The following is a 25,896-nucleotide window of genomic DNA, read 5'->3' as shown; positions in this document are numbered from 1 at the left end:
CAAAAACTCATTATTAGATAAAGAATGGGTGCTATTTTAGCAATGGATGAAGAATTTGCGGCAATAAAAAAGCACCCGAAGGTGCTATTTATACCATTCAGCTTATTGTGCCTGAATCCATCTGTCGGCACGGTCACGTGCCTGACGGATCTGCTCTTGGGTTAAATTCGCCGCCAAGGCAGTTTTTCTGCCTTCCGATAGCGTAATCACCTTATTGTCGAGCATGCCATCACGGGTAGACAGTTCATACCATTGGTAAGCACCCATATAGTTTTTCTTTTTCTCTTCCATCATTGCCAGGTTAAAGCTGGCACGGTTATCGCCACGGCTAGCGGCTTTTTCAAAATACTGACGTGCCAGCGTTTCATCTTTTCTGGTGCCAATACCATCGGCCAGCATACGGCCAACATTCAGCTGTGCAACTGCCAGACCTTGATCCGCAGCAGCTTTATACCAGGCAAAAGCCTGTCGTTCATCTTTTTGAATGTCTTTACCATACTGGTATTTGGTGGCCAGATAAAACTGTGCACCGGCCTGACCAGCTTTCGCTGCTTTGGTCAGACTGTTGATATCCATGATGGAATACTGAGCCGCTTGACTGGCAACAGATGGACTAGGTGCAACATAATCTGCATGGGCTTGCATGCCAAAAAGTCCCGCCAGTAGCGTCGTACTTAATAATAATTTTTTCATAGCGCGCTCACTCGATAAATTGCGACTTCACCAAATAGATTAGGGAGATGCTTGCTCAGCAAACTATCTTCTTGATTCCCATTCACAGCGAGTCGATTAATAATTTTGATATTATTTTCCGCACAAAGTGCTTCAAAATCACGAAATGTACATAAGTGGATATTCGGGGTGTTATACCACATATACGGCAAGGCTTCAGAAACCGGCATTCTCCCTTTGATTGCCAAGAAAGAACGAGTCTTCCAATGCGCAAAGTTCGGGAAGGTAATAATGGCCTGTTTCCCCACACGCACCATATCACGTAATAATACGTCAGGCGCATCTACAGCTTGCAAAGCTTGTGCCATGACCACATTGTCAAAAGACTGGTCAGCAAAGCGGCTTAAGCCGAGGTTTAAGTCTTGCTGGATGATATTTAACCCGCGACTGACTGCAATTGCAATCTTTTCCTGATCAATTTCTAATCCGTATGCACGAATATCGTGCTTTTTGCTCATTTGTGCCAGCAGTTCACCGTCACCACAACCAAGGTCGAGTACGCTAGAACCCGGCTTGATCCACTTTTCAGCGAGTTGTTGATCGATACGCATTATATGGTCTCCTTCGGTGTTGCTTTAAGGTGTTCTTCACCCCCGAGAAATGCACGCAAAGATTTTACATAGAGCGGAATCGGGAACAGGAAGGAGTCATGACCTTGTTCCGCATCAATATCCAGATAGCTGACAGGTTTGTGGTTGCTGATCAAGGCATCCACGATTTCCTGTGAGCGGGCAGGGGTAAAACGCCAGTCAGTGGTGAATGACACTACAAGGAACTTGCACTGGGTATTGGCCATGGCTTTTTTAAGCGACTGTTCATATTCACGCGACGGATCAAAGTAATCCAGTGCCTTGGTCATGATCAGATAGGTATTGGCATCGAAGTTACGACTGAACTGCTCGCCCTGATAACGCAAATAGCTTTCGACCTGAAATTCAACGTCAAAACCATACATAAATTTGCCTGATTTCAAATCGCGGCCAAACTTCTGCTTCATGGCCTCTTCGGACAGGTAAGTAATATGGCCCACCATACGCGCCAGAATCAGGCCACGTTTTGGATAGCTGTCATTTTCCAGATAACGACCATTATGGAAATCCGGGTCTGACAAAATCGACTGACGTGCCACTTCGTTAAAGGCAATATTCTGTGCAGAAAGCTTTGGAGCGCTGGCAATGATCACGCATTTTCTTAAACGGTTTGGATAATCCACGGACCATTGCAATGCCTGCATGCCACCCAGTGAACCGCCAATGATGGCATCCCAGGTATCAATCCCTAAACGGTCAGAGAGCAGGGCCTGGGTTTTGACCCAGTCGCGAACCGTAACTAGTGGAAAATCCGGGCCATAAGGACGGTTATCATGTTCAGGATTGGGTGAGGTCGGGCCGGTAGAGCCATTACAGCCACCAATATTATTCAGTGAAACCACAAAGAATTTTGACGTATCAATGGCTTTGCCGGGGCCAATACATGAATCCCACCAGCCGGGTTTTTTATCATCTTCATGATGATAGCCTGCAGCATGGTGATGCCCGGAAAGCGCATGGCAGATCAAAATAGCATTGGACTTATCGGCATTGAGTTCGCCGTAAGTTTCAACCATCAGTTCAAAACGGGGAAGGATGCGACCGCATTCAAGCTCTAACGGCTCTTCAAATTGGAACTTTTGTGGGACAACAATGCCCACTGAGTCAGCTGGAAAAGACACGGGAGGGATTCGCCTTAAAATCTTGAGTATGAATAATAAAAGGATACCATTTGCAGGTATCCTTCTAAAGTCTTTTTAATGCTATGGATTATTGCTAATTCTAATACCGTGTTTAGACGGCAGCAGCAATCACCTGATCAGTGCTTAACACACCCTGATCAATCAGACGGTTGGTACATGCGATAATCGCTTCGATGGAAGAGGTCACGATGTTGTCATGTACCCCTGCACCAAAGGCAGATTTACCGGTACCTTTCACTTGAAGTTCGATCAAGGCCAATGCTTTGGCATGGGCACCTGAACTGATGCTGCGCTCTTCATAGTTTACGACATCAATTGGCAACTGAAGTGCATCCAGAATTGCAGAAATTGGACCATTGCCTTCACCGCGGATACGACGGGACTGACCGTCAATTTCAAGGTCAAGCTCAATCACCTGATTGCCGTTATCATCTGACAATTTGTAGTTTTTCGCAGAATAGTGAACGTTTTTAGCATTCACATAGGTTTCCTTGAATAACTTCCAGATTTCGGTCGCGCTGATTTCAGTGCCTTGTTCATCGGTACGTTTTTGTACGATCTGAGAGAATTCAATCTGTAAACGACGCGGCAAGGTCACGTTGTAGTTCGATTCTAACAAGTAGGCAATACCACCTTTACCTGATTGTGAATTCACACGGATTACGGCGTCATAATCACGGCCCAAATCTTTCGGGTCGATTGGCAAATACGGCATATCCCAGATTTCTTCGTTTTTCTGGAACTCGAAACCTTTTTTGATCGCATCCTGATGCGAACCCGAGAATGCAGTGAAGACCAAATCGCCGGCATATGGATGACGCGGGTGCACAGGTAAACCGGTACATTCTTCCACAGTCGCAATGATTTCATTGATGTTGGAGAAATCCAAATTCGGTGCTACACCTTGGGTGTACATGTTCAAGGCAATCGCAGCCACGTCAACGTTACCGGTACGTTCACCATTCCCAAATACGCAGCCTTCAACCCGGTCAGCACCGGCCATAATCGCCAATTCTGAAGCGGCAATGCCACAACCACGGTCATTGTGACAGTGAACTGAAATAATCACGCCGTCACGCCGCTCGATGTTACGGTGCATCCATTCGATTTGATCGGCATAGATGTGTGGTCCTGAAACCTCTACGGTTGCAGGCAAGTTCAAAATGACTTTATTGGTCGGTGATGCTTCCCAGATTTCAGTCACAGCATCACAGACATCTTTTGCAACTTCTAATTCGGTTGCTGTAAAACATTCCGGGCTGTACTGGAAGATAAATTCAGTTTCCGGCTGTTTTGCGGCGTATTCTTTCACTTTTTGTGCAGCATTAATGGCAAGCTGTTTTGCACCTTCTACATCAACATTCAAGACTTTGTTGCGGAATGTCGGCGAGTTGGAATTATAGATATGCACAATGGCACGTTTCGCACCTTGTAAAGACTCAAAGGTACGTTGTATCAAGTGATCACGTGCCTGAACCAATACCTCGATATAAACGTCATCCGGAATATGATCTTCTTCAATCAATTTACGGGTGAAATCGAAGTCAATTTGCGAAGCTGATGGAAAGCCGATTTCAATGTGCTTGAAACCGATTTTTACCAACATCTGGAACATCTTGAATTTCTGCTCCATGTTCATTGGCTCAAAGATCGCTTGGTTACCGTCACGCAGGTCGGTACTCATCCAGATTGGCGCTTTATTGATTTCGTTATTCGGCCATTGACGGTCTGGTAAGTCCACACGTTGATACATGCGACGGTATTTTTTACTTGGATCAGCCAACATCATGAGAGAGCTCCTTGTGTAACCTGATACAGCCTGTGTTTGGTTGAAGCACTGGCAAAGGTTGCGGAATAGATTTTGTCTATAATCATTTTCATGCAGGTTGGAACCAGGATTAAAACTAAAAAACTTCCGAAATATGTGAAATTTAGTTTTAACCACAAAACCTGCATGTATCATTTATACAATTTAGTTTAATCCAGTTAAATCGAAAAGTTTTTGCTTTTTTTATGGATTTTAGTCGTATCTCAATAAAGATTTTCTTATAAAGTTTAAGTCATGGAAAATATTTTCACCAATTTTAAATATTTTATTTTATATTTTCTTAATTTAAACTTAATGCATGATTTTTTACACTTAAATACCCGATGATGCAGTATTTTTTTACAAAAAAATAAATCTGCTTATGTTCACAGATCACTAAATTCATGCTGGCTTTCAAAGCTCGGCCCATTTACGCATTAAATTATGATACAGATTGGTCAGTTTCATGACTTCGGCATGCTGATCACCTAGCTCAATTCTCAGATTTTGAATACTCTGATCCAGATTAAACAGCATATGCCGTTCTGCATCATCCCGAATCATACTTTGTACCCAGAAAAAAGAGGCTATTCGGCAACCAGAAGTAATCGGAGTGACTTCATGCAGGCTGGTCGACGGATATAGAATCATATCGCCAGCAGGCAGTTTCACTTCGTGATAACCGTAAGTGTCTTCGACCACCAGTTCACCACCGACATATTCTTCCGGCTCACTCAGGAAAACCGTACAGGATAAATCCGTTCTGAGGCGTTCATTGCTCCCGCGAATACGACGAATCGAATTATCGACATGAAAGCCGAAAGATTCATTATTTTCATAGCGGTTAAACAGGGGAGGAATAATATCCAGAGGAATTGCAGCTGATAAAAATAAAGCATGCTGTCCCAGGGATTCCAGAATAATATTGCTGAGATGATGAGTGAGTGGATGATCTTCAGGTAATTGCTGATTCTGTTTCACGCTGGCAGAGAGTGTACCCGCGGTGACTTTTCCATTGACCCACTCAATCTTCTTCATCTCCTCACGGAAATATTGCACCTGTTCTTTGCTCAGTACATTTGGAATATGATGCAGCACTGGAAACCCTCGAATAATTGCATTTTCAAAATAGCATAGCCTCCCATCAGGAGGCTATGCGCTTATATTGAATTAATATTTAAAGTTGACTGCCAGCACTGCACTGCGGCCTTCTGCTTCAGTGGCATAGTGAGAGGCATAAGCTTTAGTGAAGTAACGTTCATCAGATAGGTTATTGACGTTTAATTGCAAATCAACATTTTCATTCACGTTATAACGCGCCATGGCATCATAACGGACATAACCTGGAACCCACTTGGTATTGGCTGCATCCCCATAAACTTTATCCATTGCAACAGCACCCGCACCTAAAGTTAAAGCAGGTGTTACAGCATAGGTAGTCCAAAGGGTTGCAGAATTTTTAGGTACATTCTGCATTTGCTTACCTTTGGCAGGATTGTCAGGTGTACATACCCCTTGACGGTTACAGGATGGGCCTGGGTTCACAGTTTCACTGTCGAGATAAGTATAACCAGCAGATACAGCCCATTTATCCGTAATTTGGCCATTTACGCCCAGCTCAAGACCGTCTACTTGGGTTTCGCCGCCATTGGTATATGTAGTAGCATCCAGTTGAATCCGCGTATTTTGTTTTTCAGTACGGAACACGGCAGCGGTTAAATTCAGTCTTTCATTTAACACATCCCACTTTGTACCGATTTCAAAGGTACGGCTCTCTTCTGGATCTAAGTCCATATAGGCTTGGCCAATTGCTTCTGAACCATCCCCGCCATCTACACCGACCGGATTGGCAGAAGTCGCATAACTTGCATAGATAGAACCATTTTCAACAGGTTTAAAGATTAATCCAGCCTGATAGGTCAGGAAGTTGGTATTATTTTCAATAGAGTCGCCAGTCGCATTTGTGGTTTGCTTGGTATCAAATTTATCCCAACGTAAACCCAAATCTAATAACCATTGCGGGCTAAACTCGATATTATCTAAGAGATAGACAGATGTAGTCTCGGTCGTGGTTGTCGTGAGATTTTTGTTGGCTGCGGAAGAGCCCAACCATTGATCACGTGAGTCTGGGTTAGTTAATGATGTACACCATGCATCGTTGATAGCACAGTCGCTGTTGAAACCACCTGTGGTGGTACCTGGATAGCCTGGATAACTTGTTAAGTAGTTACCTTTGTCAGATTTTTGATCTGAGTACTCTGCACCTATATTAAAGCTATGCTTGAATGCACCTGTATTAAACTTACCTGTCAAAGCAAGCTGGTCGGTAAAGATGTTGGTATCAGTAATACGTGAGTTTATACGACGCCAGACTTTATCATTCAGCACGTTCCCTTTGGAGTCATCTGGCTGGGTCCATAAGTAGTCATTTTTGGCAGTGCTATATACCGCTGTATTACTCAGGGTCAGGTTATCCGTTAAATCGTGTTCCAGTTTGATGGTACCGATCTGATTTTCCTGTTTCTGGAAATCACGACTTAATAAACCATAATAAATGCCCTGTTTTACATCGACAGGTTTACCGACGGTGGCTTTTTTTGCCGCATCATACTTATAAGGAACACCTGAATCCGGCGTGTCATCCGATTTTAAATAGTAATAACTTAAAGTCGCGCGGGTAGGGGTGTCCAGACCAAATACAATACTCGGTGCAATACCGGCACGTTTATATTCGGCACCATTTTTCTGGCCAGCTTTTTCATTATGGTGACCCATCACGGCCACACGTGCTGCTATACCATTTCCAAAATCTTTATTGCCATCCAAAGTTATGCGTTGATAGTTGTCAGTACCGCCCGCGACAGAACCTTCTAGAAAGTCACCCGCTTTAGCAACTTTAGAAATCATGTTGATACTACCACCAGTCGTTCCTGCACCGCCCATGGCAGATGCAGAACCTTTAGTGACTTCAACCTGTTCGACAGCAAACATTTCACGGTTCTGTGAAGTGGCGTTGCGTACGCCGTCTACATACATGGAACTTTCAGAATTATAACCCCGAATAAAAGGACGATCACCGTTTGGATTGCCCCCTTCACCTGCGCCCAAGGTAATCCCCGGAACTGTACGCAAGGCATCACTTAAGGTAGTGACTTGTGTATCTTCAATTAACTGTTTTGAAATGACTGAAACTGACTTTGGTGTGTCGAGTAAAGGAGCAACAAATTTACTGTTCGCAGATTGATCTACTTTTAAACTGGGTGCTGGTTCGGCTTTGACTTCTTGATGAATAGTTTCTAACTGGATCACCTGTTCTTCTGCCATCGCATTTGCAGTGACAATGGATAAAGACGAAACAATTGCAGAGGAAACGATTTTTTTACGTGTTTTAATGAAGGTCATGTTAAACCTAAGAACGGAATATTAAAAATGTATGCGAATAATAATGATTCTTGTTTTTATTTTTATCTTTTTATCATGGGAATTGATGATCTTCAGGAAAATGTTAAATGAGATTTCAAATGTAATGATATAACAGTTTCATATAAGATTATGTTTTTAATAAATATTGATAAAATTAGATAATCTATAATTTTTTATTGAGAATAATGATGATGAAATGAGTCCATTATTTAGCAGTTATTTGGAAAGCATTAATCGCTGAGTAAGCAAAAAACCCTGCCAGGACAGGGTTTTAATAACTTTCACTTAAATATTAGAAGTCGTATGAAACAGATAGCCAGTAGTTACGGCCTGGAATGTAAGTACCCGTTGTACTAGAACCAATGTCTAAGTATTTATAACCTGTTGCTGTTCCAACTCTGTTTGGATCGTTTTCAGAAGGATTACTATACTCATAAGATTTTGCACCTTCGGTAAAATCTTTGTCCAGCAGGTTGTTTACTGCCATATTTAGACGTAACTGGTCACTGACAATATAACTTGCACCGAGGTTAAATAAGCTATACCCAGCAAGTTTGTCACCGAAGAGCTTATATTCCTCATAGTTACTTGACCCTAAACCTGAAGCAGGTGCTGTTGGCGTAGTCAGGAAGCGTTGACGATCAGATTTATATTCGTACTGTAACCATAGGTCTACAGCAGGCACAAGATGCCATGTTGACGTGAGGTTAAAGGCATTACGTGGTTGGTTATTATAATAAGTACCTTCGTTTTCCCCATCAGTAATTTTACTTCTGGTATAGGTGTAGGCAGCTTTCATATCCCATTCAGGCAAAATGCTGTATTGCAAAGTTGCTTCCGCACCATAAACTTTGGCCTTATTGGCATTAATGCTGGTTGAACACGAGCTTGCAATTAAGCATTCAGCTGATACAGGAAGATTCTCTGAAACAATCGCATCTTTAATCTGGTTGTAAAAACCGGTTGTCGTGAAATTGATATTATCTGTTGGTTGTAAATTAAAACCTAGTTCATAGTTGGTCGATGTTTCAGGTTTTAAATCAGGATTACCAAATACGTAATTTACTCCCTGACCACTTACATTAATCAAGCTATTTTCTAAAGCTTTAGCAGAGGGTGCCTTATAGCCTGTGCTGACACCACCTTTGATGGTCAGCATGTCATTGGTATTCCAGACAAGATATGCACGTGGACTAAAATGACCGCCAAAACCTGAGTGATCTTCAAAACGACCACCATAGGTTAGGCTTAAACTATCCAAAAGACGCCATTCATCTTCGGCATAAATAGACCAAGAATCTTTGTCAAACTCATTTTTACCTGTTTTATGTTGAGCAATATTGTCTTGAATTGTTTGTTTCTTATATTCCACACCAGTTGTAACTTTATGTGCACCAATTGTAGAAATAATATGTGTATCAGCAATAAGATCAGTATTTTTAAGCTTACGATCGCTGCCAATAAGAGGATTATTGACTTGATCTGCTCTCTTAAAAATTTCTGTTGGTAAGGTACGACCTTTAGTTTCAGTCTCTGAGTGGCTGATATAAGTATTCCATTGACCAAAGCTATAGTCCCCATCATGTCCAATTGCAAACTGGGTACGATCGAATATGAGCTTATCTTTATAGCCACTTGCCTTTGTAGGAAGATCTAAAGTACCTAAACGATTGTCTTCATTTTTATAGTTTTGGTGACTATAGAATGAGTCAAGCCATAAGGCGTTTTGATCATCTACTTTATAGGTTAGTTTACCGCCAATATCATAATTGTGAGCAGTCGTTGGACGTGGATCACGGCCAGTTGAGCCTTCGACACGGTCAGACTGACCACGGTCATAATAACTACCGCGAAGCTGCAGGCCAAGCACATCGTTGACTAATGGACCATTCACCAAGAAGCTGGTTTTCCATGAATCCGCCTCAGCGCCATGTTCCATAACGTTGCCACTGACAGTAACGTTACCATTCCACTCATCTGATACTTTTTTAGTGATGATATTAATGACACCACCCATCGCATCTGAACCGTATAGTGTCGACATTGGCCCACGAATCACTTCAATACGCTCAATGGCTGAAAGGGGTGGCATAAAGCCTGTCGCTGCTTCACCAAAACCATTTGGGGTAACATCAGTTGATGTGGTTTGACGACGGCCATCAATCAAAATGAGCGTATCATCAGCATTCATACCGCGGATGCTGACATTTAATCCTGCAGTTTTACCTACGCCATTACGCACATCCACTCCAGGGACATCAACCAACAGGTCAGCAATATTGGTGGCATTCTTACGTTGAATATCTTCTTGAGTGATCACGCTAATTGAGGCAGGGGCATCTTTTAATTGTTGTTCAAACCCCGATGCAGAAACTACAATGGTAGACAAGGTGGTAGTTGGGATGTTGGAGGGGCTATTTGTCTCTGCAAAAGCAGATGTTGCTGTGACCCCAAAAATTGCCAATGTAAGCGGACGAAGACTAAAACTATGCATGACCAAATTCCCGAACCGAAGAATAAATTAGTATTGTTGCTCAAATAAGAAACTGGATATTAATGATAGTACTTATCATTTGCAATAAAAATATACATTTTCTGCATTTAAGTGGGGTTGACTGAATATCTGAAAGGGTAGCAATTCGAATAAAAAAGACTTAAAAGCTGGAACTCGCGCGTATTTTTTGTATATCCTTAAATGTTGTCATATAATGTGGCACATTTTTATAAACCTGTTATTACCAAATATATAGAGGAAGCCATGCAAGTAACTTCTGAAGCGGTTTCGGGCGTTGCCCGTCGTTTAAATGTTTCTGTACCGACGAGCCGTATTAATGAGCAATTTGAAGCTCGTTTAAAACGCACTGCTAAAACTGCGAAGATCAACGGCTTCCGTCCAGGTAAAGTGCCTGTAAACGTCGTTCGTCGTGAATACGGCGCTGGTATCTACCAAGAAGTTGTCAACGACATCATTCGTGATACAGTTTTCGAAGCGATCCAGCAAGAAAAAATCAATGCTGTAGGCATGCCGAACATTGAAAAAACTGAAATGAAAGACGACGCTTTAGTTTATGAAGCGACCGTTGAAGTTTATCCAGAAGTTGACGTGAAATTCGAAGGCCTGGAAGTTGAACGCAAAGCTTCAGAAGTGAATGACAAAGATGTTGAGAAGATGATTGAAAATCTTCAAAAACAACGCGCTTCTTGGGCTGAAACCAAAGGCATGGCGAAAAAAGACATGCAAGTGACTTTTGACTTCGAAGGTTCAATCGACGGCGAAAAATTTGAAGGCGGTTCTGCAGAAGACTTCAAACTTGTTCTAGGTTCTGGTCGCATGATTCCTGGCTTCGAAGATGGCATCATCGGTATGAAGAAAGGCGAAGAGAAAGTGATTGATGTTACTTTCCCTGAAGACTATCAAGCTGAAAACCTGGCTGGTAAACAGGCTCAATTCAAAATTACTGTGAAGCTTGTTGAAAAACAAAAACTTCCAGAAATTGATGCTGAATTTCTGAAAATCTTCGGTGTATCTGAAGAAGAAGGCGTTGAGAAGTTGAAAGCTGACGTTCGTAAAAACATGGAACGTGAAGTGAAAAACGGCCTGCGCAACCAGGTTAAAGGCGCAACTTTTGATGCACTGGTTGCTGCAAACGAAGTTGAACTTCCAGCTGCCATGCTTGCTCAGGAAATTGACCGTCAACGTCAACAAATGATCCAGCAGTTCACTCAACAGTTTGGTGCTCAAGGCGCGAAAGCATTTGATTCAAGCATGCTTCCAGATGATCTGTTCAAAGAACAGGCTGAAAAATCTGTGAAACTTGGCGTGCTAGTAAGCAAAGTACTTGCTGATGCGAAAATCGAAGTAGACCAAGCCCGTGTTGAATCTTATATCGAAGACATGGCTTCTTCTTATGAAGATCCAAATGAAGTGATCGAATACTTCAAGAATGACAAGCAGCAACGTGCTCAAATTGAAGCTGTAGTACTTGAAGATCAAGTGGTTGACTACATTCTGAACTCTGCGAAAGTGACTGATGTAACTGTAAGCTATGAAGACTTATTGAAAGAGCAACAGGCTCGTCAACAAGGCTAATTTTAGCTTTCCATAAAAAGGCGCTTCGTGCGCCTTTTTTCATATTATTGATATATCTGTTTTTCACAAAACTAATGCAAAAAATATGAGAGATTTATTGGCGATTATTTTGCAATTTCATTGATTATCCCTCATATTGTAATTATGGATTAAGTCACAAAAATTTAGGAATAAATAAACCTATGTATGTTCCAACGATTGAAAACGCTTTAGTGCCAATGGTGGTAGAACAATCCTCTCGTGGTGAGCGTTCTTTTGATATTTATTCACGCCTTTTACGTGAGCGGGTAATTTTTTTAACAGGTGAAGTTGAAGACAATATGGCCAACCTGATCGTTGCGCAAATGTTGTTTTTGGAAGCTGAAAACCCAGATAAAGATATTCATTTATATATCAATTCACCGGGTGGCTCGGTGACAGCTGGCATGGCAATCTACGATACCATGCAGTTTATTAAACCGGATGTCGTGACCTATTGTATGGGTCAGGCAGCCTCAATGGGGGCATTCCTGTTGAATGCAGGGACCAAAGGCAAGCGTTATTGCCTGGAAAATGCCCGTGTCATGATTCACCAGCCTTTGGGTGGTTTCAAAGGCCAGGCATCAGATATTGAAATTCACGCACGTGAAATTCTGTTCATTAAAGAACGTTTAAACCGTTTAATGGCTGAACATAGCGGTCAGGACTATGAAAAAGTGGCACGCGATACAGACCGTGACAACTTCATGACTGCTCAGCAAGCGAAAGAATACGGTCTTGTGGATGAAGTTCTAACGAAACGTCCATAAGTTTTAGAGATTGAGATATTGGAGTAAATATGTCCGAACATCCTCAAGGACAAAAGCATTGTTCATTTTGCGGTAAAACGCAGTCTGAAGTCGGAAAGCTGATTGCAGGCGAGGACGCATACATTTGTAATGAATGTGTGGACGTATGCTTAGATTTGGTTCAAACCAGTCAGCAGGTGGAAACCAATGACTGGGCGAACCGTCCTTTGCCGAAACCGCATGAAATCCGTGCGGCGCTGGATCAATATGTGATTGGTCAGGACGTAGCGAAGAAAACTTTATCTGTTGCGGTATATAACCATTACAAACGTCTGAAAGTGCAGACTAATGGTAAGAAAGCAGATGATTCTGTTGAAATTGCTAAAAGTAATATCCTGCTGGTCGGACCGACTGGTTCAGGTAAAACCTTGCTGGCCCAAACACTTGCCCGTCTTCTCGATGTTCCATTTGCCATGGCAGATGCAACCACACTGACCGAAGCGGGGTATGTGGGTGAAGATGTAGAAAACATTGTACAAAAGCTTTTGCAAAAAGCTGATTACGATGTCGAAAAAGCGCAAAAGGGTATTATCTATATCGATGAAATCGACAAGATTACCCGTAAATCTGAAAACCCATCCATTACTCGTGATGTATCAGGTGAAGGCGTACAGCAAGCCTTGCTGAAAATGATCGAAGGTACGGTTGCTTCAATTCCACCACAAGGTGGTCGTAAGCATCCGCAGCAGGAATTTATTCAGATTGATACCTCGAATATCCTGTTCATCTGTGGCGGTGCATTCTCAGGTCTTGAGAAAATCGTACAGCAGCGTCAGGAGAAAGGTGGTATTGGCTTTACTGCAGAAGTCCGTAATAAAGACGAAAGCAAAAAGTTGTCTGAATTGTTCCGTCAGGTCGAAGCGACTGACTTAGTGAAATTTGGTCTGATTCCAGAATTCATTGGTCGTTTACCCGTGATTGCGACTTTGGATGAGCTCGATGAAGAAGCTTTAATGCAGATTCTGACTGAGCCGAAGAATGCATTAACTCGTCAATATAAACATTTGTTTGAGATGGAAAATGTGGACTTGGTCTTTGAAGATTCAGCACTACGTGCCGTTGCGAAAAAAGCACTGGAACGTAATACTGGTGCGCGTGGCCTGCGTTCTATTCTGGAAAATTCATTGCTAGAAACCATGTATGACCTGCCGAGTCGTAGCGATGTAGGCACCGTGGTGGTGAATGAAGCTGTCATTAATGGTGAAGCTGCACCAGAATTTCGTGCTGAACGTCAACCACATGACGAGCCAGAAACAGCGGCAAAAGTTGATTTAAAGGTGGTGAATAGCAAATCTGCTTGATTGCTATTCGTCAGAAACGTGCGAAAACCCCGTGTTTTCGCACGTTTTTTATTTCCAAAAGATAAAAGCAGATGCTAATCTCAACATCTAGGCGTGGACGCCGAAAGCTATAAAAATATATCGCAAAGCACTTGCATACAAGAATAAAGACGCAGTGAGGGATAAGCATGCGTGGAGTCGCAATGGTGCTCATCGGCAGTTTGGCGCTGATGGGTTGTCACGGTAAAAAAGCCGTAGTTGAGCCTACACAGCCACTCAGCACTTTAAAAAATATTGATCTTGAAAAAAAACCAGGCTTCGTCGAACAGCATCGGGTGGGGATGTTTACAATTGGCGGCTGGGTCAACCAGAAACAGGGCAATCATTTTCAGGCAGTTAAACCTCAGCATGAGGATGCAGCAATTGTTTATTTATACCGCCCGGATTCCAAATGGAACCGTCAGGAAATTGTCGCTGCCAGCCTATTTATCAATCAGCATCGTATTCCGAGTTTATTGCATAATCATCATTACTGGATTGAGTTACCTGCAGGCACTTATCGCTTGAGTACCAGCCGTCCTTTAGGTGCTTTGCACTTCCAGAAACCTAAATATCTGGACTTTACCGTAGAAGCGGGTCAATCCTATTTTATTAAGTATGATGAAGAAAATCTAAGCACCCGTCGTAGTGTTCCGGGACCTCTGATGCTAATGCCGAATAATGTGGGTTTAAATGAAATTGCTTTTACCCAGTTAAAGTCAGACAGTTTTAACTTTTTTGCACAGGATCAGCAAACAGGAAAAATCCGCAAAAAAGCCCAGAAGATTAAACCGACTGCTTATGATCCAAGCCTAGACGTGCAATTGACCACGCCTTTTAAACTGTGGGATCCGCGGACTTGGTAATTTTGATAGTTCTTTGAGGAAAGATAATAAAAAAGCACCCTAAATGGGTGCTTTTTTATATAGCTTAAATTAACCCGCAGCAGCGTCAACTACTGGAATTTTGCCAATTTTCGCTTGCCAGATTTTTGGAGCAGTCGCGTGTACAGATGTACCATTTACGTCAACTGCTACAGATACAGGCATATCTTTCACAACAAACTTGTAGATCGCTTCCATACCCAGGTCAGCAAAGGCAACCACTTCAGCTTCACGGATCGCTTTAGACACGAGGTACGCAGCGCCACCTACAGCCATTAAGTAAGTCGCTTTGTTGTCTTTGATTGCTTCAACGGCAGCAGGACCACGATCCGCTTTACCGATCATGCCAAACATGCCGGTCGCTTCAAGAACTTGACGTGTGAATTTGTCCATACGCGTTGCAGTGGTAGGACCTGCAGGACCAACGACTTCATCACCAACTGGATCGACTGGACCTACGTAGTAGATGAACTTGCCTTTCAGATCAACAGGAAGTTCTTCACCATTGTTCAGCATGTCCACCATACGTTTGTGCGCAGCATCACGGCCAGTATAGATGGTACCGTTTAGAAGCAGCGTATCACCTGGTTTCCAGGAGTTCATTTCTTCTTGCGTGATGTTGTCCAGGTCAACACGTTTAGACGTTGAAGAATCCCAAGTCACAGAAGGGTAGTCTTCAAGTTTTGGTGCCTGAATATGTGCAACACCAGAACCATCTAATGTGAAGTGTGCATGACGAGTCGCAGCACAGTTCGGGATCATACCGACTGGTTTACCTGCAGCATGACATGGATAATCTTTGATTTTAATATCAAGTACAGTGGTTAAACCGCCAAGGCCTTGTGCACCAATACCCAAAGCATTTACTTTTTCGAAGATTTCGATACGAAGCTCTTCCATTTTGCTTTGTGGACCACGACGGAGCAATTCGTCCATGTTGATCTTTTCCATCAATGCTTCTTTGGCAAGCATCATGGCTTTTTCAGCAGTACCACCGATCCCGATCCCCAGCATACCTGGTGGACACCAGCCTGCACCCATGGTTGGAACAGTTTTCAGTACCCAGTCTACGATTGAATCAGACGGGTTCAACATTGCCAGTTTAGATTTGTTTTCTGAACCGCCACCTTTGGCTGCAACAGTGATATCTACTTTATTACCAGGCACAAGCTTGTGGTAAATCACGGCAGGGGTGTTGTCTTTGGTGTTTTTACGGCCAAAAGCAGGGTCGGCCAGTACAGATGCACGAAGTACGTTCGAGTTTTCAAGGTAACCTTGACGCACACCTTCATTGATTGCATCGTCCAAGCTCATGGTTAAATCAAATTTAACGTCCATGCCCACTTCAACAAATACGTTGACGATACCAGTATCCTGGCAGATAGGGCGATGGCCTTCTGCACACATGCGTGAGTTAATCAAGATTTGCGCGATTGCATCTTTCGCAGCTTTGTTCTCTTCACGGTCGTACGCACGGCTCATCGCTTGGATGAAGTCTTGTGGATGATAGTAAGAAATGAACTGAAGCGCATCTTTAACCGATGTGATCAAGTCATCTTGCTTGATAATAGTGGTCATACAAATATCTCTTGAGCGGGCTGTTAGCTAGCGGGCTAAATTATAAGATAAATAAATCCAGTTGTGGGTGTTTTACAGGGACATTGGCCAAAAGTTTATAGTTTAAGCAATTTATCGTCTTGTTCTGGTCACTAGCATAGTTAAAAAAGACAAGTTCGTGACATATTTATTGTCATATTTCAGCTTGTATTTCACCTCAATAAAGCTTATAAAAATTTAAGTTATTGATTTTTATTTAATATTTAAAAATATAAAAAATCCTGATTGTCATCTAAATGTCATAAAACTTTTACATAATGCAGCTATCAAATAAAGGAGATCCTAACAATGGTTACAGGTATTTTGATGGCAGCTGGTTTTTGTGTATATATCGCTGCAACTTGGATGTATGGTCAGAAAGAAGAGCAAGCCTAAGCTTATCTTCTTTCTCCTATTTTAAGGTTTTATTGGATTACGCTATCTTCAAATCTTCAAATCTTCAAATCTTCAAATCTTCAAATCTTCAAATCTTCAAATCTTCAAATCTTCAAATCTTCAAATAATATTAATAAAAAACAATATTTCAAACATCTTCCCCTTGTCACAATACTCAGGTAACTCACACATTTTATAGAATTACATTATTAACCCAGAAAAACCCAAAGCCTGAAAACCCTTACACATGCAGCGTTTTTTATTGCTTAGACTGTTTTTCTCAACTTCTAGAAACAGGCAAGTAGAATGAACAATTTTAATGCAAGTGATATTAAAGAACATGCTTCAGTCATTGCTTCATGTGGTACTCAAGTCGGGAAGGTGGATCATCTGGAAGGTCAGAATTCAATTAAATTAACGAGAAGTGATGATGAAAATAATGAACATCATTTAATTCCATTAAGTTGGGTAAGTGAAATCAAAGATGGAAGTGTAGTTTTAAATAAAACAGCAGAAGAAGTGCGTCAGCAGTGGACCACCGTGTAAAAGTGTTTGATGTCTGATTGATGCTGGTTTAGGCGAAAAAGTAAAAACCAGCTATAAGTTTAGGCCGACAGAATTGATCGGTTAAAGTGTTAAATGCCAGCCTGATAGGCTGGCATTTATTATGTGTAACAAAGCTTTTTACGGCATTTATTTTATTCATATAAGGGATTTCGTGCCTGCATCATGATTTCATCTGAATATTTATCTTGGTATTCAAAAGCCTCTTTTTTAACTTCCATCACTTGGAAACCGCATTTTTCATAGGCACGAATCCCGCGTGGATTATGTCCAAACACTTGTAAAGATAGTGTTTTTAATCTTAATTGCTTAAAGGCCCACGTTTTGATGAGCTCGATGGCTTCACTGCCATAACCTTGGCTAGTGAACCTGATTTGAGAGAGCGCAATGCGAAATTCTGCTGTTAGGTTTTCAGGATCAATCTCTAAGACAGATAATTCCCCAATCATACGGTGATCAGCCTGCAGACAAATGGCAAAATCATAACGGAGCGGATGATCAAGGCAGCGTCGAATATGGGCTTCAATTTCAGCCAGGTTAAAGTTCCGCTTTAAGCCTGTCATATGACGAATCTCATCGACTTGCGTAGCCTCCAGGAAAATGGGGGCATCTTCAACTTTTAGAGGCCTTAAGTAGATACGAGCGCCATTTAACTGAAGTATAGGTTTAATGATATTTGGCGACATTTTTTATTTTCGAGATAATCCGTGTGTAGATTATAGAAAATCTGCTCAGTCATAAGAAAAAAATAAAATGATTAATAAAAAAACCACCTGATTTTTCAACCAGGTGGTTTGGAAAACTTAAATTCAAGAAGTATTAAGCTTCTTGCTGCTCGGCCTGAATCGCAGTTAAGGCAATGGTAAACACGATGTCATCGACCAATGCACCACGTGACAAGTCATTCACAGGTTTATTTAAACCTTGCAGCATTGGTCCAACACTGACCACATTGGCAGCACGTTGTACCGCTTTATAGGTCGTGTTACCGGTGTTCAGATCCGGGAAGATAAACACATTGGCACGTCCGGCCACTTGTGAATCAGGCGCTTTCTGGCGCCCCACGCTTTCCACCGATGCTGCATCATATTGTAATGGCCCATCAATCAGCAGATCAGGACGACGCTCTTTGGCAATACGTGTAGCTTCCGCGACTTTTTCCACATCTGCACCGGTACCTGAAGTTCCAGTCGAATAGGAAATCATGGCTATACGCGGGTCAATACCAAAGGCTTTGGCAGAATCGGCGGACTGAATTGCAATTTCGGCGAGCTGTTCTGCATCAGGATCCGGATTGATCGCACAGTCACCATACACATAGACTTCATCTGGCAATAGCATAAAGAATACGGAAGAGACCAGTGAATAATCCGGAGCAGTCTTGATCAGCTGGAAGGCAGGGCGCACCGTATTTGCGGTGGTATGTACTGCGCCCGACACCAAACCGTCAACCTGATCCAGCGCCAGCATCATGGTGCCAAGTACTACCGTATCTTGCAGTTGTTCACGGGCTTGCAGTTCGTTGAGCCTGCCTTTACGCAGCTCGACCATCTTGTCGATGTAGTTTTCACGCACCAGATCCGGATCAAGAATTTCCAGATCTTCAGGCAATTCAATGCCGCGCGCTTTGGCTACTTCTAGTACAGCTTCAGGCTTGGCCAGCAGAATACACTGTGCAATACCACGCGCCTGACAGATGGCGGCAGCCTGTACGGTACGCGGTTCATCTCCTTCTGGCAGTACAATACGTTTTTTTGCGGCAATCGACTTCTGTACCAGTTCATGACGGAAAGCAGAAGGTGACAGACGTGGCTTATACGAACCATTCAACATTTGATTCAGCCATTCCGGATTGATATGGCTTGAAACAAAACGCGTGACCTGATCCGCACGTTCAGTATCATCTACCGGAATTTCATTGCTGAGATTTGCCAGTTTTTGTGCGGTTTCAAATGTGTTGAGTGGTGTATGTAAAATCGGTAAACCTTGCTTGATGGCAGTCTGGCAGAATTCCAGCACATGATCATTTGGCTGATGATGCTCAGTCAGCACCAGACCTGCCAAAGGAATCCCATTACTGCTGGCCAGACTGCTGGCCAGTAACACATCAATGCGGTCGGATGCACTGATGATCAGTTCACCCGCTACAAATTTATGCAGTTCATGCTCGATATTGGCTGAAATCAGGCTGCTATTTTGTACACGGCGCTGCTTGGCTTCGCCTTCATTAATCCAGTAACCAGAAATATATGCAGCAAGATCAGACATACGCGGTACACTCAAGGTTTTACTGAAAGGCACCAAGCCAATCACTGGTAATTTTTCAGAACCAATATGCGGATGAGTCTGCTGAATGGCTTTAATAAATTCTGCAGTTTCAGCCTTGAGGCGTAAATCCGGATTCAGCGTGACAGGAATCTGTGCAGATTCTTCAGGCAAGCCCTTGGTACGCATCAACATGATACCTGCCAGACGGGTAGAGCTGGCACCACCAAAGTTACGAAGCTGATGTTCAATTTTATCTGCGGTTTGGCTTGGCTTGAGAATGTTGGCATTGCTGACCACAATCACTTTGGCATCGAGGGCCTGTGCCAATGCAGCATTCAGATCGTCGGCAAAACTGTCCTGAGTATTTGGCAGCAAACCTTCGACAATAATCAGGTCATGCTGTTTGGCAATTTGACGATGCAGACGTACCGCTTCTTCAAGCAGTTCATCCTGTTCCCCCAGATTGATCTGCTGCAAGACTTTGCTATAACGGATGGGTTCAACAGTTTCACTCTGAGAAATATGACGATACAAAGCCGTGGTGCGGTCTTCGATTTCATTCAATTCCTGAGCAAAAGGTTTGAGGAAGCCAGCTTTTACCCCTTGGCATTCCAGTGCATAAATCAGGCCCAAACAGGCAGAAGTTAGGCCTACGCCTTCCCCGGTGGGTACCAATAAAATTGTTTTCATAAGTTATATCAGTCGCAAAATAATAGAAATCAGTTAAAAAGTGGCCGGGCCTGCTTATGCAGGCGTTGCCTCAACTTTAGACTTTTTTGCAGTATGTTGCTCGATTTCGAGTTCTATAACACTCTGAACTTCCTGGGCAATGCGGCCTTCTTCATCGGTTGGTACCACCCAGATTTGTGGGCCTGTACCTGAGTCGATCCGGCCTTCGGTACCGCGTTTCAGTTCATTATTGGCATTCTTATCCAGATTGAAACCAAAATGAGGCAGGTAATTCATGGTCTTTTCACGGATATACGCCGAGTTTTCGCCAATGCCACCCGTAAAGAACAGACCATCGATGCGTGGCAGACCACAGCTCAATGCTGCCAGGGATTTAGCCAGGCGATAGCAGAATACTTCAATCGCCAGGCTGGCATCTTCATTGCCTTGCTCTGATGCTTCAATCAGGGTGCGCATGTCATTGGACAGATCAGACAGACCCAAAAGACCACTTTGGCTATTCAGCATCTTGTCAATTTTATAAATGTCCCAACCCAGATTTTTCGCCAGGAAGCTATGCAGGCTTGGGTCGACATCGCCACTGCGTGTGCCCATGACAATGCCTTCAAGTGGGGTTAAACCCATAGAGGTATCTACACTTTGCCCATTCCAAACGGCACAGGTCGAGCTACCATTGCCAAGATGCGCGGTTAACCAGCCCCCTTGCTTGAAGCTGCCTGCCAGTTCAGAACCACGGTCTGAAACATAGGCATGGCTGGTTCCGTGGAAACCATAGCGACGTACACCATGAGCAGTATATAAAAATTTCGGCAGGGCATAACGATAAGCATGCGCTGGCATGGTTTGGTGGAAGGCAGTATCAAATACTGCAACCTGTGGTAATTCCGGGAATAAGCGTTTGGTGGCTTCAATGCCAATCAGGTGTGCCGGATTGTGTAACGGCGCAAGCGGCGTTGCTTCACGGATTTTTTCAATAATTTCGTCATTGATCAGTTCGGCCTTGGTCAGGCTGCCGCCATGTACCACACGGTGACCGATCGCGTCCGGACGGTAGTTGGCCAGACGTTCCAGACCCACTTCAAGTGCCTTTTTATGGTCAGCAAATGGAATGTGGATATCCACCGGCTCATTGCCGACAGTCACGCCTTTAATACGAGCATTCTCTGTGCCTAAGTTTTCAGCTAAACCATGAATACGGAAATTCTGCTCCTCAAGAAGTAATGCGAACTTGATTGAAGAAGAGCCACAATTAATAACTAATACTGATTTAGACACGATTGATTACCCAATTTTTAATTAAAATTCTCGTCCATTTGCTTGATCCAATTGCAAACCATGAAGCTGCAATATTGATCAATACCTATCTTTTAACATTTGTTTTTTTTCTGTCCTAGATAGACTTTAGCAGATTAGACTTAAGCATTATCGACCAAGTTAATAATAATAACTAAAATTTATCAGTTCATAGTTTTCATTTATAAATAAAATGATGCTGAAAATACGATCAATAAAAATGTTAAATCCTGCTTAACGTTTATTTTGCAACAGATTGATTTTCTAGTTTAGCGTCTGAAATTGCAAATTTTGTTCTTGCATACAATTTTATAAAGAGATTCATCAATAAAATGACCGGAAGGTTCTGATCCCTCTGTTTCAGTGTCGATTTTTCTGTGCATAAAAAAACAGCCTCACACATGAGGCTGTTTTAAATGAGCGATCTAAAGACTTACTGGCGAATCTGACCATCACCAAAGACGATCCATTTCTGGGAAGTCAGGCCTTCAAGACCAACTGGACCGCGAGCATGGATCTTGTCGGTCGAAATGCCGATTTCTGCACCAAGACCATATTCAAAACCATCAGCAAAACGGGTAGATGCATTGATCATGACCGAGCTGGAATCTACAGCTGCTAAAAATTCACGGGCAATACTGTAGTTCTCAGTAATGATAGAGTCAGTATGGTGCGAGCCATATGTGTTGATATGTTCAATGGCTTCCTCGACACCCGATACAATCTTGATGGCCAGAATCGGTCCAAGATATTCGGTATACCAGTCTTCTTCAGTGGCAGCAATTACTGCATCACCGAGGATACGCTGAGTTTGTTTACAACCACGTAGCTCTACTTTTTTCTCTTGATACAGTTCTGCAATACGTGGCAAGAACTCTTCAGCAACTTTTTCATCGACCAGCAGGGTTTCCATGGCATTACATACGCCATAGCGATGGGTTTTGGCATTGAAAGCAATTGGCAATGCTTTTAACAAGTCCGCTTGTGCTTCCACATAGACATGACAGTTGCCATCCAGATGTTTAATGACCGGTACACGTGCTTCTTCAGTAATGCGCTCGATCAGGCTCTTGCCGCCACGGGGCACGATCACATCTACATATTCAGTCATGGTAATCAATTGGCCTACGGCAGCACGGTCAGTTGTATTTACGACCTGTACGGCAGCTTCGGGCAAGCCTGCCACTTTCAGCCCGTGTTGAATTGCGGCTGCAATTGCCTGATTCGATTCCAGTGCTTCCGAGCCACCACGTAGAATAATGGCATTTCCTGATTTCAGCGCAAGTGATGCGGCCTCCAGCGTGACGTTAGGACGTGATTCATAGATCATGCCCACCACACCTAAAGGTACACGCATCTTGCCCAGCTGAATCCCGGAGGGGCGATAGGCCATATCCGTAATTTCACCAATCGGATCTTTCAGGCCAATGACATCTTCGAGGCCTTGTAACATTCCTTCGAAGCGTGCGGGGTTCAGTTCTAAGCGATCAAGCAGGGCTGTATCCAGATTGTTGTTATGTGCCTTGGTCATATCTTTCTGGTTAGCAGCCAAAATAGCAGCTTGGCTATTTTCTAAAGCCGTATAAATAGCAGATAATGCATCGTTTTTGGTTTGGGTAGACGCACGAGCCAAAATGCGAGACGCTTGGCGTGCCTGCTGTCCTACCGTTTGCATATATTGTTCAATAGACTCTTGCATAGCGGTTTGATCACTTAGAAATTTCATTTCGATATTAACAGTCTGCTGCTGCACAATGAAGCCCATCTGTTAAAAATCATCTGTTTTCGCAGACTTCTAAACATTTTGAAATTTTTTTCTGTTTAAAAGCAGATAAGTGGTCAATCAAGCGGTTGCTTGTGAAAAGCAGCTCTGTATAGAATGAAACACGCGACATTGAAGTCATTTATAACTATTAAAGAGCAGGATGCGTGTTCAGGCACACCGGAATGCGCCTGAAATATAAGACTGTTCATCATGACTTGCACAATAAAAATAAGGCAAGGACGGAGGAAAAGGAATATGAATTCCATCATTCATATGGATGCCCAAGTATTGGAACAACCTAGCCATAAGGGCTTTTTTGATCTTTATGATAAGCACAGTTTTAAGCAGCCGCCACGTACCACCTGGATGAATGGCTGGAAAATTGAATATATGGCGATTGCCCGTCCAGATACTCTGCATTTAAGACCCATGGTGATTATTGGCGGAGCTTTTCAGAATTTTAATTCCTACAAATATTGTGTAGAACAGCTTTTTGATGCAGGCCCCATCATTCTGATTGACCTGCCCTCCATGGGAGCGAACCAGCAGATTAATAATGTCGACACAGGTCTGTCTGCAGGAACACTGGAGCTCGAAGATCTTGCTGCGATGCTGGGACGATGGCTGGAGCAGATGCAGCTACCGCAAGTGGCAATTCTAGGCATGTCCTTGGGGTCAGTGGTGGCCTCCTGTCTGGCAGATCAACGTCCTGAACTGGTAGACCGGATGATCCTGATGGGCGTAATGCAGAAAACCCGTAAAAGCTGGCGTATGCTGCTGGAAGAATCCTTACATTTGATGAAAGAACAGCGTATGGATGAATTTGGTCAGGCTGTCATTTTATATCTGGTCAATCATGCACGTTTGGCCGAAACCCGGATGTCACCGACTGCAAAGCGCCTGTTCTTTAAACAGATGGCGGAATTTACAGCGACCGAACAGAACCGCTATGAGATCAATTGCAACCGTTTATTGCGTCTGACCAATGTACCAATTCCACAGTGCAAAGTACTGGTAGCATGTGGCCAATATGACAGTTTTACTTTGCCACATGAAAATGCCGATTTTGCCCTGCAATGCCCGGATATGCAGTATGTGCAAATTGCAGGTGCTGACCATGTACCTCAGCTGCAACGTCGTAAAGAAACCATGCATTTATTTGCAACTTTTTTACGTGATGAAGCTGTTGATCAACTAGACGGCATTATTCCGTTCACGCGCGAACAGATACAGCAAATTGAACGTCGCGGTGAAGAACGGATTCAGGTACAAGATCCACAGCGCTATTTAAGTCATCGTCATTCTGATCTCATTTTAAAAGCAGAGATAGTGAACATGAATTTTTTTGGAGTATTGCTGGAACTAGACTCAAAACAGGCAGCTCAGGCAATAGCTTATCCACGTGATCTGGCTTTGCATCTTGAAGATGAAGCTGGGAAATTTCAGATTGAATGCCTGCTCTTTGAACAGGATGACACACAGCTGCGTGCCTTATTCAAACATGGCAGCTTTGAGGTTGCAGAACGTTTATTGCAATTTATACAAGTACAAAAAATGCTGTTACAGGCAGAAGTATTGGATGCAGTAATTTAAAAACATCATCTTTAAAAAAACAGCGTACTTAAACGCTGTTTTTTTTCACTGCATGAATCATCCAGACCAGATCACCTAAATGTTCATCCTGTTCTGGTCGTGGATTTTGCTGGCCTGGCTCGGCAAAATAACGTTGAGGTTGTTGTACCTCAACCTGGTCAAATCCTGCATCTTGAAAAAAGTGCTGCAGTTCTTGGGGGGATTTAAAATGAAAGGTAAACGCACTTCGAGACATGAATTTAAGCAGACGGCTACTGCTCCAGATAAAGTTCGCCAGTTTATTTTTCACCGGTTCAGGATAAATATCGCTGAAATAGTGAACTGCCGGGAAATACTGCGCATTTTCTGTAATACCCTGCATCAGAATGCGTAACATCTGCTGATCAAAATAATTAATCAGTCCTTCGCTAATGACCACTAAGGGCTGGTTGCGGTCAAACATCTGAAAAATACAGTCCAACTCTTCACTAAAAATATCGGCAGTCAGTACTTCAGGGGCATGCTGATCGATTTGCTGCAACGCCTGAGTCTTGATCTTGGCCATATCGGGAAGATCCAGTTCACGATAATTAATTTCTGGAAATTTCTGTCTGAAATTCCAGCTACGTGGAGATAGTCCACAGGCAATTTCAAGAACCTGAAGCTGTGGATATTGCTCAAGCAGTTGACACAAATGCTCATCAATCATCTGATGGCGCTGCTTAAGCGTCGTACGCATACTACCGCCGACATACCGCTCTGCCCAGGACTCAAGTGGGTGAAGCAGTTTGGCCAGAATTTTACCTTTAGTGGTCGCAAAGGCTGGATGCGAGATCCCCATTTGATACCAGATATAGCCGGTATAGTGCGCAGTAAATGAAATATGGCGATGTTGTGAAAGTGTTTCTGTCATATCGTTCTTACCTTATTTTTATTTT

The 25,896-nt window shown here is 43.0% G+C and carries 19 protein-coding genes; 6 read left to right on the top strand and 13 right to left on the bottom strand.

What is annotated here, in order from left to right; genetic code table 11:
* Nucleotides 1–102 precede the first annotated feature (102 nt).
* From VXP95_RS01720 to VXP95_RS01690, 7 genes are all read right to left on the bottom strand, one after another.
* Nucleotides 103–693 carry a tetratricopeptide repeat protein gene (locus VXP95_RS01720; RefSeq protein WP_191730370.1) on the bottom strand — a complete coding sequence of 197 codons (591 nt, stop codon included), beginning with the start codon at nt 691–693 and terminating at the stop codon, nt 103–105.
* Nucleotides 690–1,283, bottom strand: coding sequence for a methionine biosynthesis protein MetW (gene metW / locus VXP95_RS01715; RefSeq protein ID WP_004278415.1), 594 nt, complete (start codon nt 1,281–1,283; stop codon nt 690–692). The genes VXP95_RS01720 and metW overlap by 4 nt, the downstream gene beginning before the upstream one ends.
* Nucleotides 1,283–2,443: a homoserine O-succinyltransferase MetX gene (gene metX, locus VXP95_RS01710; RefSeq protein ID WP_064094823.1), complete on the bottom strand. Its 1,161-nt coding sequence runs from the start codon at nt 2,441–2,443 to the stop codon at nt 1,283–1,285. The genes metW and metX overlap by 1 nt, the downstream gene beginning before the upstream one ends.
* Nucleotides 2,444–2,555: 112 nt before the next feature.
* The gene (gene leuA / locus VXP95_RS01705) at nt 2,556–4,253 is read right to left on the bottom strand and encodes a 2-isopropylmalate synthase (RefSeq protein WP_416711268.1); all 1,698 of its coding nucleotides are present in this window, start codon (nt 4,251–4,253) and stop codon (nt 2,556–2,558) included.
* A 432-nt stretch (nt 4,254–4,685) separates the two neighbouring features.
* Entirely contained in the window at nt 4,686–5,369 is a 684-nt protein-coding gene (locus VXP95_RS01700) for a Fe2+-dependent dioxygenase (protein WP_044111892.1), read from the bottom strand.
* A gap of 72 nt (nt 5,370–5,441) precedes the next feature.
* On the bottom strand, nt 5,442–7,673 hold the full coding sequence (locus VXP95_RS01695) for a TonB-dependent receptor (protein ID WP_416711267.1): 2,232 nt from the start codon (nt 7,671–7,673) through the stop codon (nt 5,442–5,444).
* Nucleotides 7,674–7,986: 313 nt separating this feature from the next.
* Nucleotides 7,987–10,188 carry a TonB-dependent receptor domain-containing protein gene (locus tag VXP95_RS01690; protein ID WP_416711266.1) on the bottom strand — a complete coding sequence of 734 codons (2,202 nt, stop codon included), beginning with the start codon at nt 10,186–10,188 and terminating at the stop codon, nt 7,987–7,989.
* Nucleotides 10,189–10,452: 264 nt separating this feature from the next.
* On the opposite strand from VXP95_RS01690, the gene tig reads away from it, so the two are divergent.
* From tig to VXP95_RS01670, 4 genes are all read left to right on the top strand, one after another.
* The gene (tig, locus tag VXP95_RS01685) at nt 10,453–11,784 is read left to right on the top strand and encodes a trigger factor (protein ID WP_416711265.1); all 1,332 of its coding nucleotides are present in this window, start codon (nt 10,453–10,455) and stop codon (nt 11,782–11,784) included.
* A 182-nt stretch (nt 11,785–11,966) separates the two neighbouring features.
* A complete protein-coding gene (gene clpP, locus VXP95_RS01680; RefSeq protein WP_004781985.1) occupies nt 11,967–12,572 on the top strand; it encodes an ATP-dependent Clp endopeptidase proteolytic subunit ClpP in 606 nt (201 codons plus the stop codon).
* 29 nt (nt 12,573–12,601) lie between these two features.
* On the top strand, nt 12,602–13,912 hold the full coding sequence (gene clpX / locus VXP95_RS01675; protein WP_004781987.1) for an ATP-dependent protease ATP-binding subunit ClpX: 1,311 nt from the start codon (nt 12,602–12,604) through the stop codon (nt 13,910–13,912).
* A gap of 167 nt (nt 13,913–14,079) precedes the next feature.
* Nucleotides 14,080–14,796, top strand: coding sequence for a DUF2846 domain-containing protein (locus VXP95_RS01670; RefSeq protein ID WP_416711263.1), 717 nt, complete (start codon nt 14,080–14,082; stop codon nt 14,794–14,796).
* A 69-nt stretch (nt 14,797–14,865) separates the two neighbouring features.
* Here VXP95_RS01670 and VXP95_RS01665 read toward each other — a convergent pair whose 3' ends face one another.
* A complete protein-coding gene (locus VXP95_RS01665; RefSeq protein ID WP_416711262.1) occupies nt 14,866–16,392 on the bottom strand; it encodes a fumarate hydratase in 1,527 nt (508 codons plus the stop codon).
* Nucleotides 16,393–17,112: 720 nt separating this feature from the next.
* Here VXP95_RS01665 and VXP95_RS01660 point away from each other — a divergent pair.
* Complete coding sequence (locus tag VXP95_RS01660) at nt 17,113–17,352, top strand: DUF2171 domain-containing protein (protein ID WP_064102255.1); 240 nt, start codon at nt 17,113–17,115, stop codon at nt 17,350–17,352.
* A gap of 152 nt (nt 17,353–17,504) precedes the next feature.
* On the opposite strand, the gene VXP95_RS01655 is transcribed toward VXP95_RS01660, so the two are convergent.
* The 4 genes from VXP95_RS01655 to VXP95_RS01640 form a co-directional block, all read right to left on the bottom strand.
* Nucleotides 17,505–18,056, bottom strand: a complete 552-nt coding sequence (locus tag VXP95_RS01655; protein ID WP_064094813.1) for a GNAT family N-acetyltransferase — start codon at nt 18,054–18,056, stop codon at nt 17,505–17,507.
* Nucleotides 18,057–18,189: 133 nt separating this feature from the next.
* The gene (gene pta, locus VXP95_RS01650) at nt 18,190–20,328 is read right to left on the bottom strand and encodes a phosphate acetyltransferase (protein WP_416711260.1); all 2,139 of its coding nucleotides are present in this window, start codon (nt 20,326–20,328) and stop codon (nt 18,190–18,192) included.
* Between the two features lie 54 nt (nt 20,329–20,382).
* Nucleotides 20,383–21,603, bottom strand: a complete 1,221-nt coding sequence (locus VXP95_RS01645) for an acetate/propionate family kinase (protein ID WP_064094811.1) — start codon at nt 21,601–21,603, stop codon at nt 20,383–20,385.
* A gap of 451 nt (nt 21,604–22,054) precedes the next feature.
* Entirely contained in the window at nt 22,055–23,320 is a 1,266-nt protein-coding gene (locus VXP95_RS01640; protein WP_144724111.1) for a glutamate-5-semialdehyde dehydrogenase, read from the bottom strand.
* Nucleotides 23,321–23,641: 321 nt separating this feature from the next.
* Between VXP95_RS01640 and VXP95_RS01635 the strand changes: the two genes are divergently transcribed.
* Nucleotides 23,642–24,979 (top strand): alpha/beta fold hydrolase, encoded by a 1,338-nt coding sequence (locus tag VXP95_RS01635; RefSeq protein ID WP_416711259.1) that lies wholly within the window; start codon nt 23,642–23,644, stop codon nt 24,977–24,979.
* Nucleotides 24,980–25,007: 28 nt separating this feature from the next.
* On the opposite strand, the gene VXP95_RS01630 is transcribed toward VXP95_RS01635, so the two are convergent.
* Nucleotides 25,008–25,871: a class I SAM-dependent methyltransferase gene (locus VXP95_RS01630; RefSeq protein ID WP_416680405.1), complete on the bottom strand. Its 864-nt coding sequence runs from the start codon at nt 25,869–25,871 to the stop codon at nt 25,008–25,010.
* Nucleotides 25,872–25,896: the final 25 nt, after the last annotated feature.

Source organism: Acinetobacter sp. 226, from assembly GCF_048147925.1.
Lineage (GTDB): Bacteria > Pseudomonadota > Gammaproteobacteria > Pseudomonadales > Moraxellaceae > Acinetobacter > Acinetobacter pecorum.
The sequence above is the reverse complement of the archived record's forward strand: the minus strand, read 5'-3'. Positions and strand labels throughout refer to the sequence as shown.

Bases quoted from the DNA above. Each gene is read 5' to 3' on its own strand.
- VXP95_RS01630 (WP_416680405.1), bottom strand. From the start codon at position 25,871: ATGACAGAAACACTTTCACAACATCGCCATATTTCATTTACTGCGCAC.
- VXP95_RS01670 (WP_416711263.1), top strand. From the start codon at position 14,080: ATGCGTGGAGTCGCAATGGTGCTCATCGGCAGTTTGGCGCTGATGGGT.
- VXP95_RS01720 (WP_191730370.1), bottom strand. From the start codon at position 693: ATGAAAAAATTATTATTAAGTACGACGCTACTGGCGGGACTTTTTGGC.
- tig (WP_416711265.1), top strand. From the start codon at position 10,453: ATGCAAGTAACTTCTGAAGCGGTTTCGGGCGTTGCCCGTCGTTTAAAT.
- VXP95_RS01640 (WP_144724111.1), bottom strand. From the start codon at position 23,320: ATGCAAGAGTCTATTGAACAATATATGCAAACGGTAGGACAGCAGGCA.
- VXP95_RS01655 (WP_064094813.1), bottom strand. From the start codon at position 18,056: ATGTCGCCAAATATCATTAAACCTATACTTCAGTTAAATGGCGCTCGT.
- VXP95_RS01690 (WP_416711266.1), bottom strand. From the start codon at position 10,188: ATGCATAGTTTTAGTCTTCGTCCGCTTACATTGGCAATTTTTGGGGTC.
- clpX (WP_004781987.1), top strand. From the start codon at position 12,602: ATGTCCGAACATCCTCAAGGACAAAAGCATTGTTCATTTTGCGGTAAA.
- VXP95_RS01660 (WP_064102255.1), top strand. From the start codon at position 17,113: ATGAACAATTTTAATGCAAGTGATATTAAAGAACATGCTTCAGTCATT.
- VXP95_RS01635 (WP_416711259.1), top strand. From the start codon at position 23,642: ATGAATTCCATCATTCATATGGATGCCCAAGTATTGGAACAACCTAGC.
- metW (WP_004278415.1), bottom strand. From the start codon at position 1,283: ATGCGTATCGATCAACAACTCGCTGAAAAGTGGATCAAGCCGGGTTCT.
- pta (WP_416711260.1), bottom strand. From the start codon at position 20,328: ATGAAAACAATTTTATTGGTACCCACCGGGGAAGGCGTAGGCCTAACT.
- clpP (WP_004781985.1), top strand. From the start codon at position 11,967: ATGTATGTTCCAACGATTGAAAACGCTTTAGTGCCAATGGTGGTAGAA.
- VXP95_RS01665 (WP_416711262.1), bottom strand. From the start codon at position 16,392: ATGACCACTATTATCAAGCAAGATGACTTGATCACATCGGTTAAAGAT.
- VXP95_RS01695 (WP_416711267.1), bottom strand. From the start codon at position 7,673: ATGACCTTCATTAAAACACGTAAAAAAATCGTTTCCTCTGCAATTGTT.
- leuA (WP_416711268.1), bottom strand. From the start codon at position 4,253: ATGATGTTGGCTGATCCAAGTAAAAAATACCGTCGCATGTATCAACGT.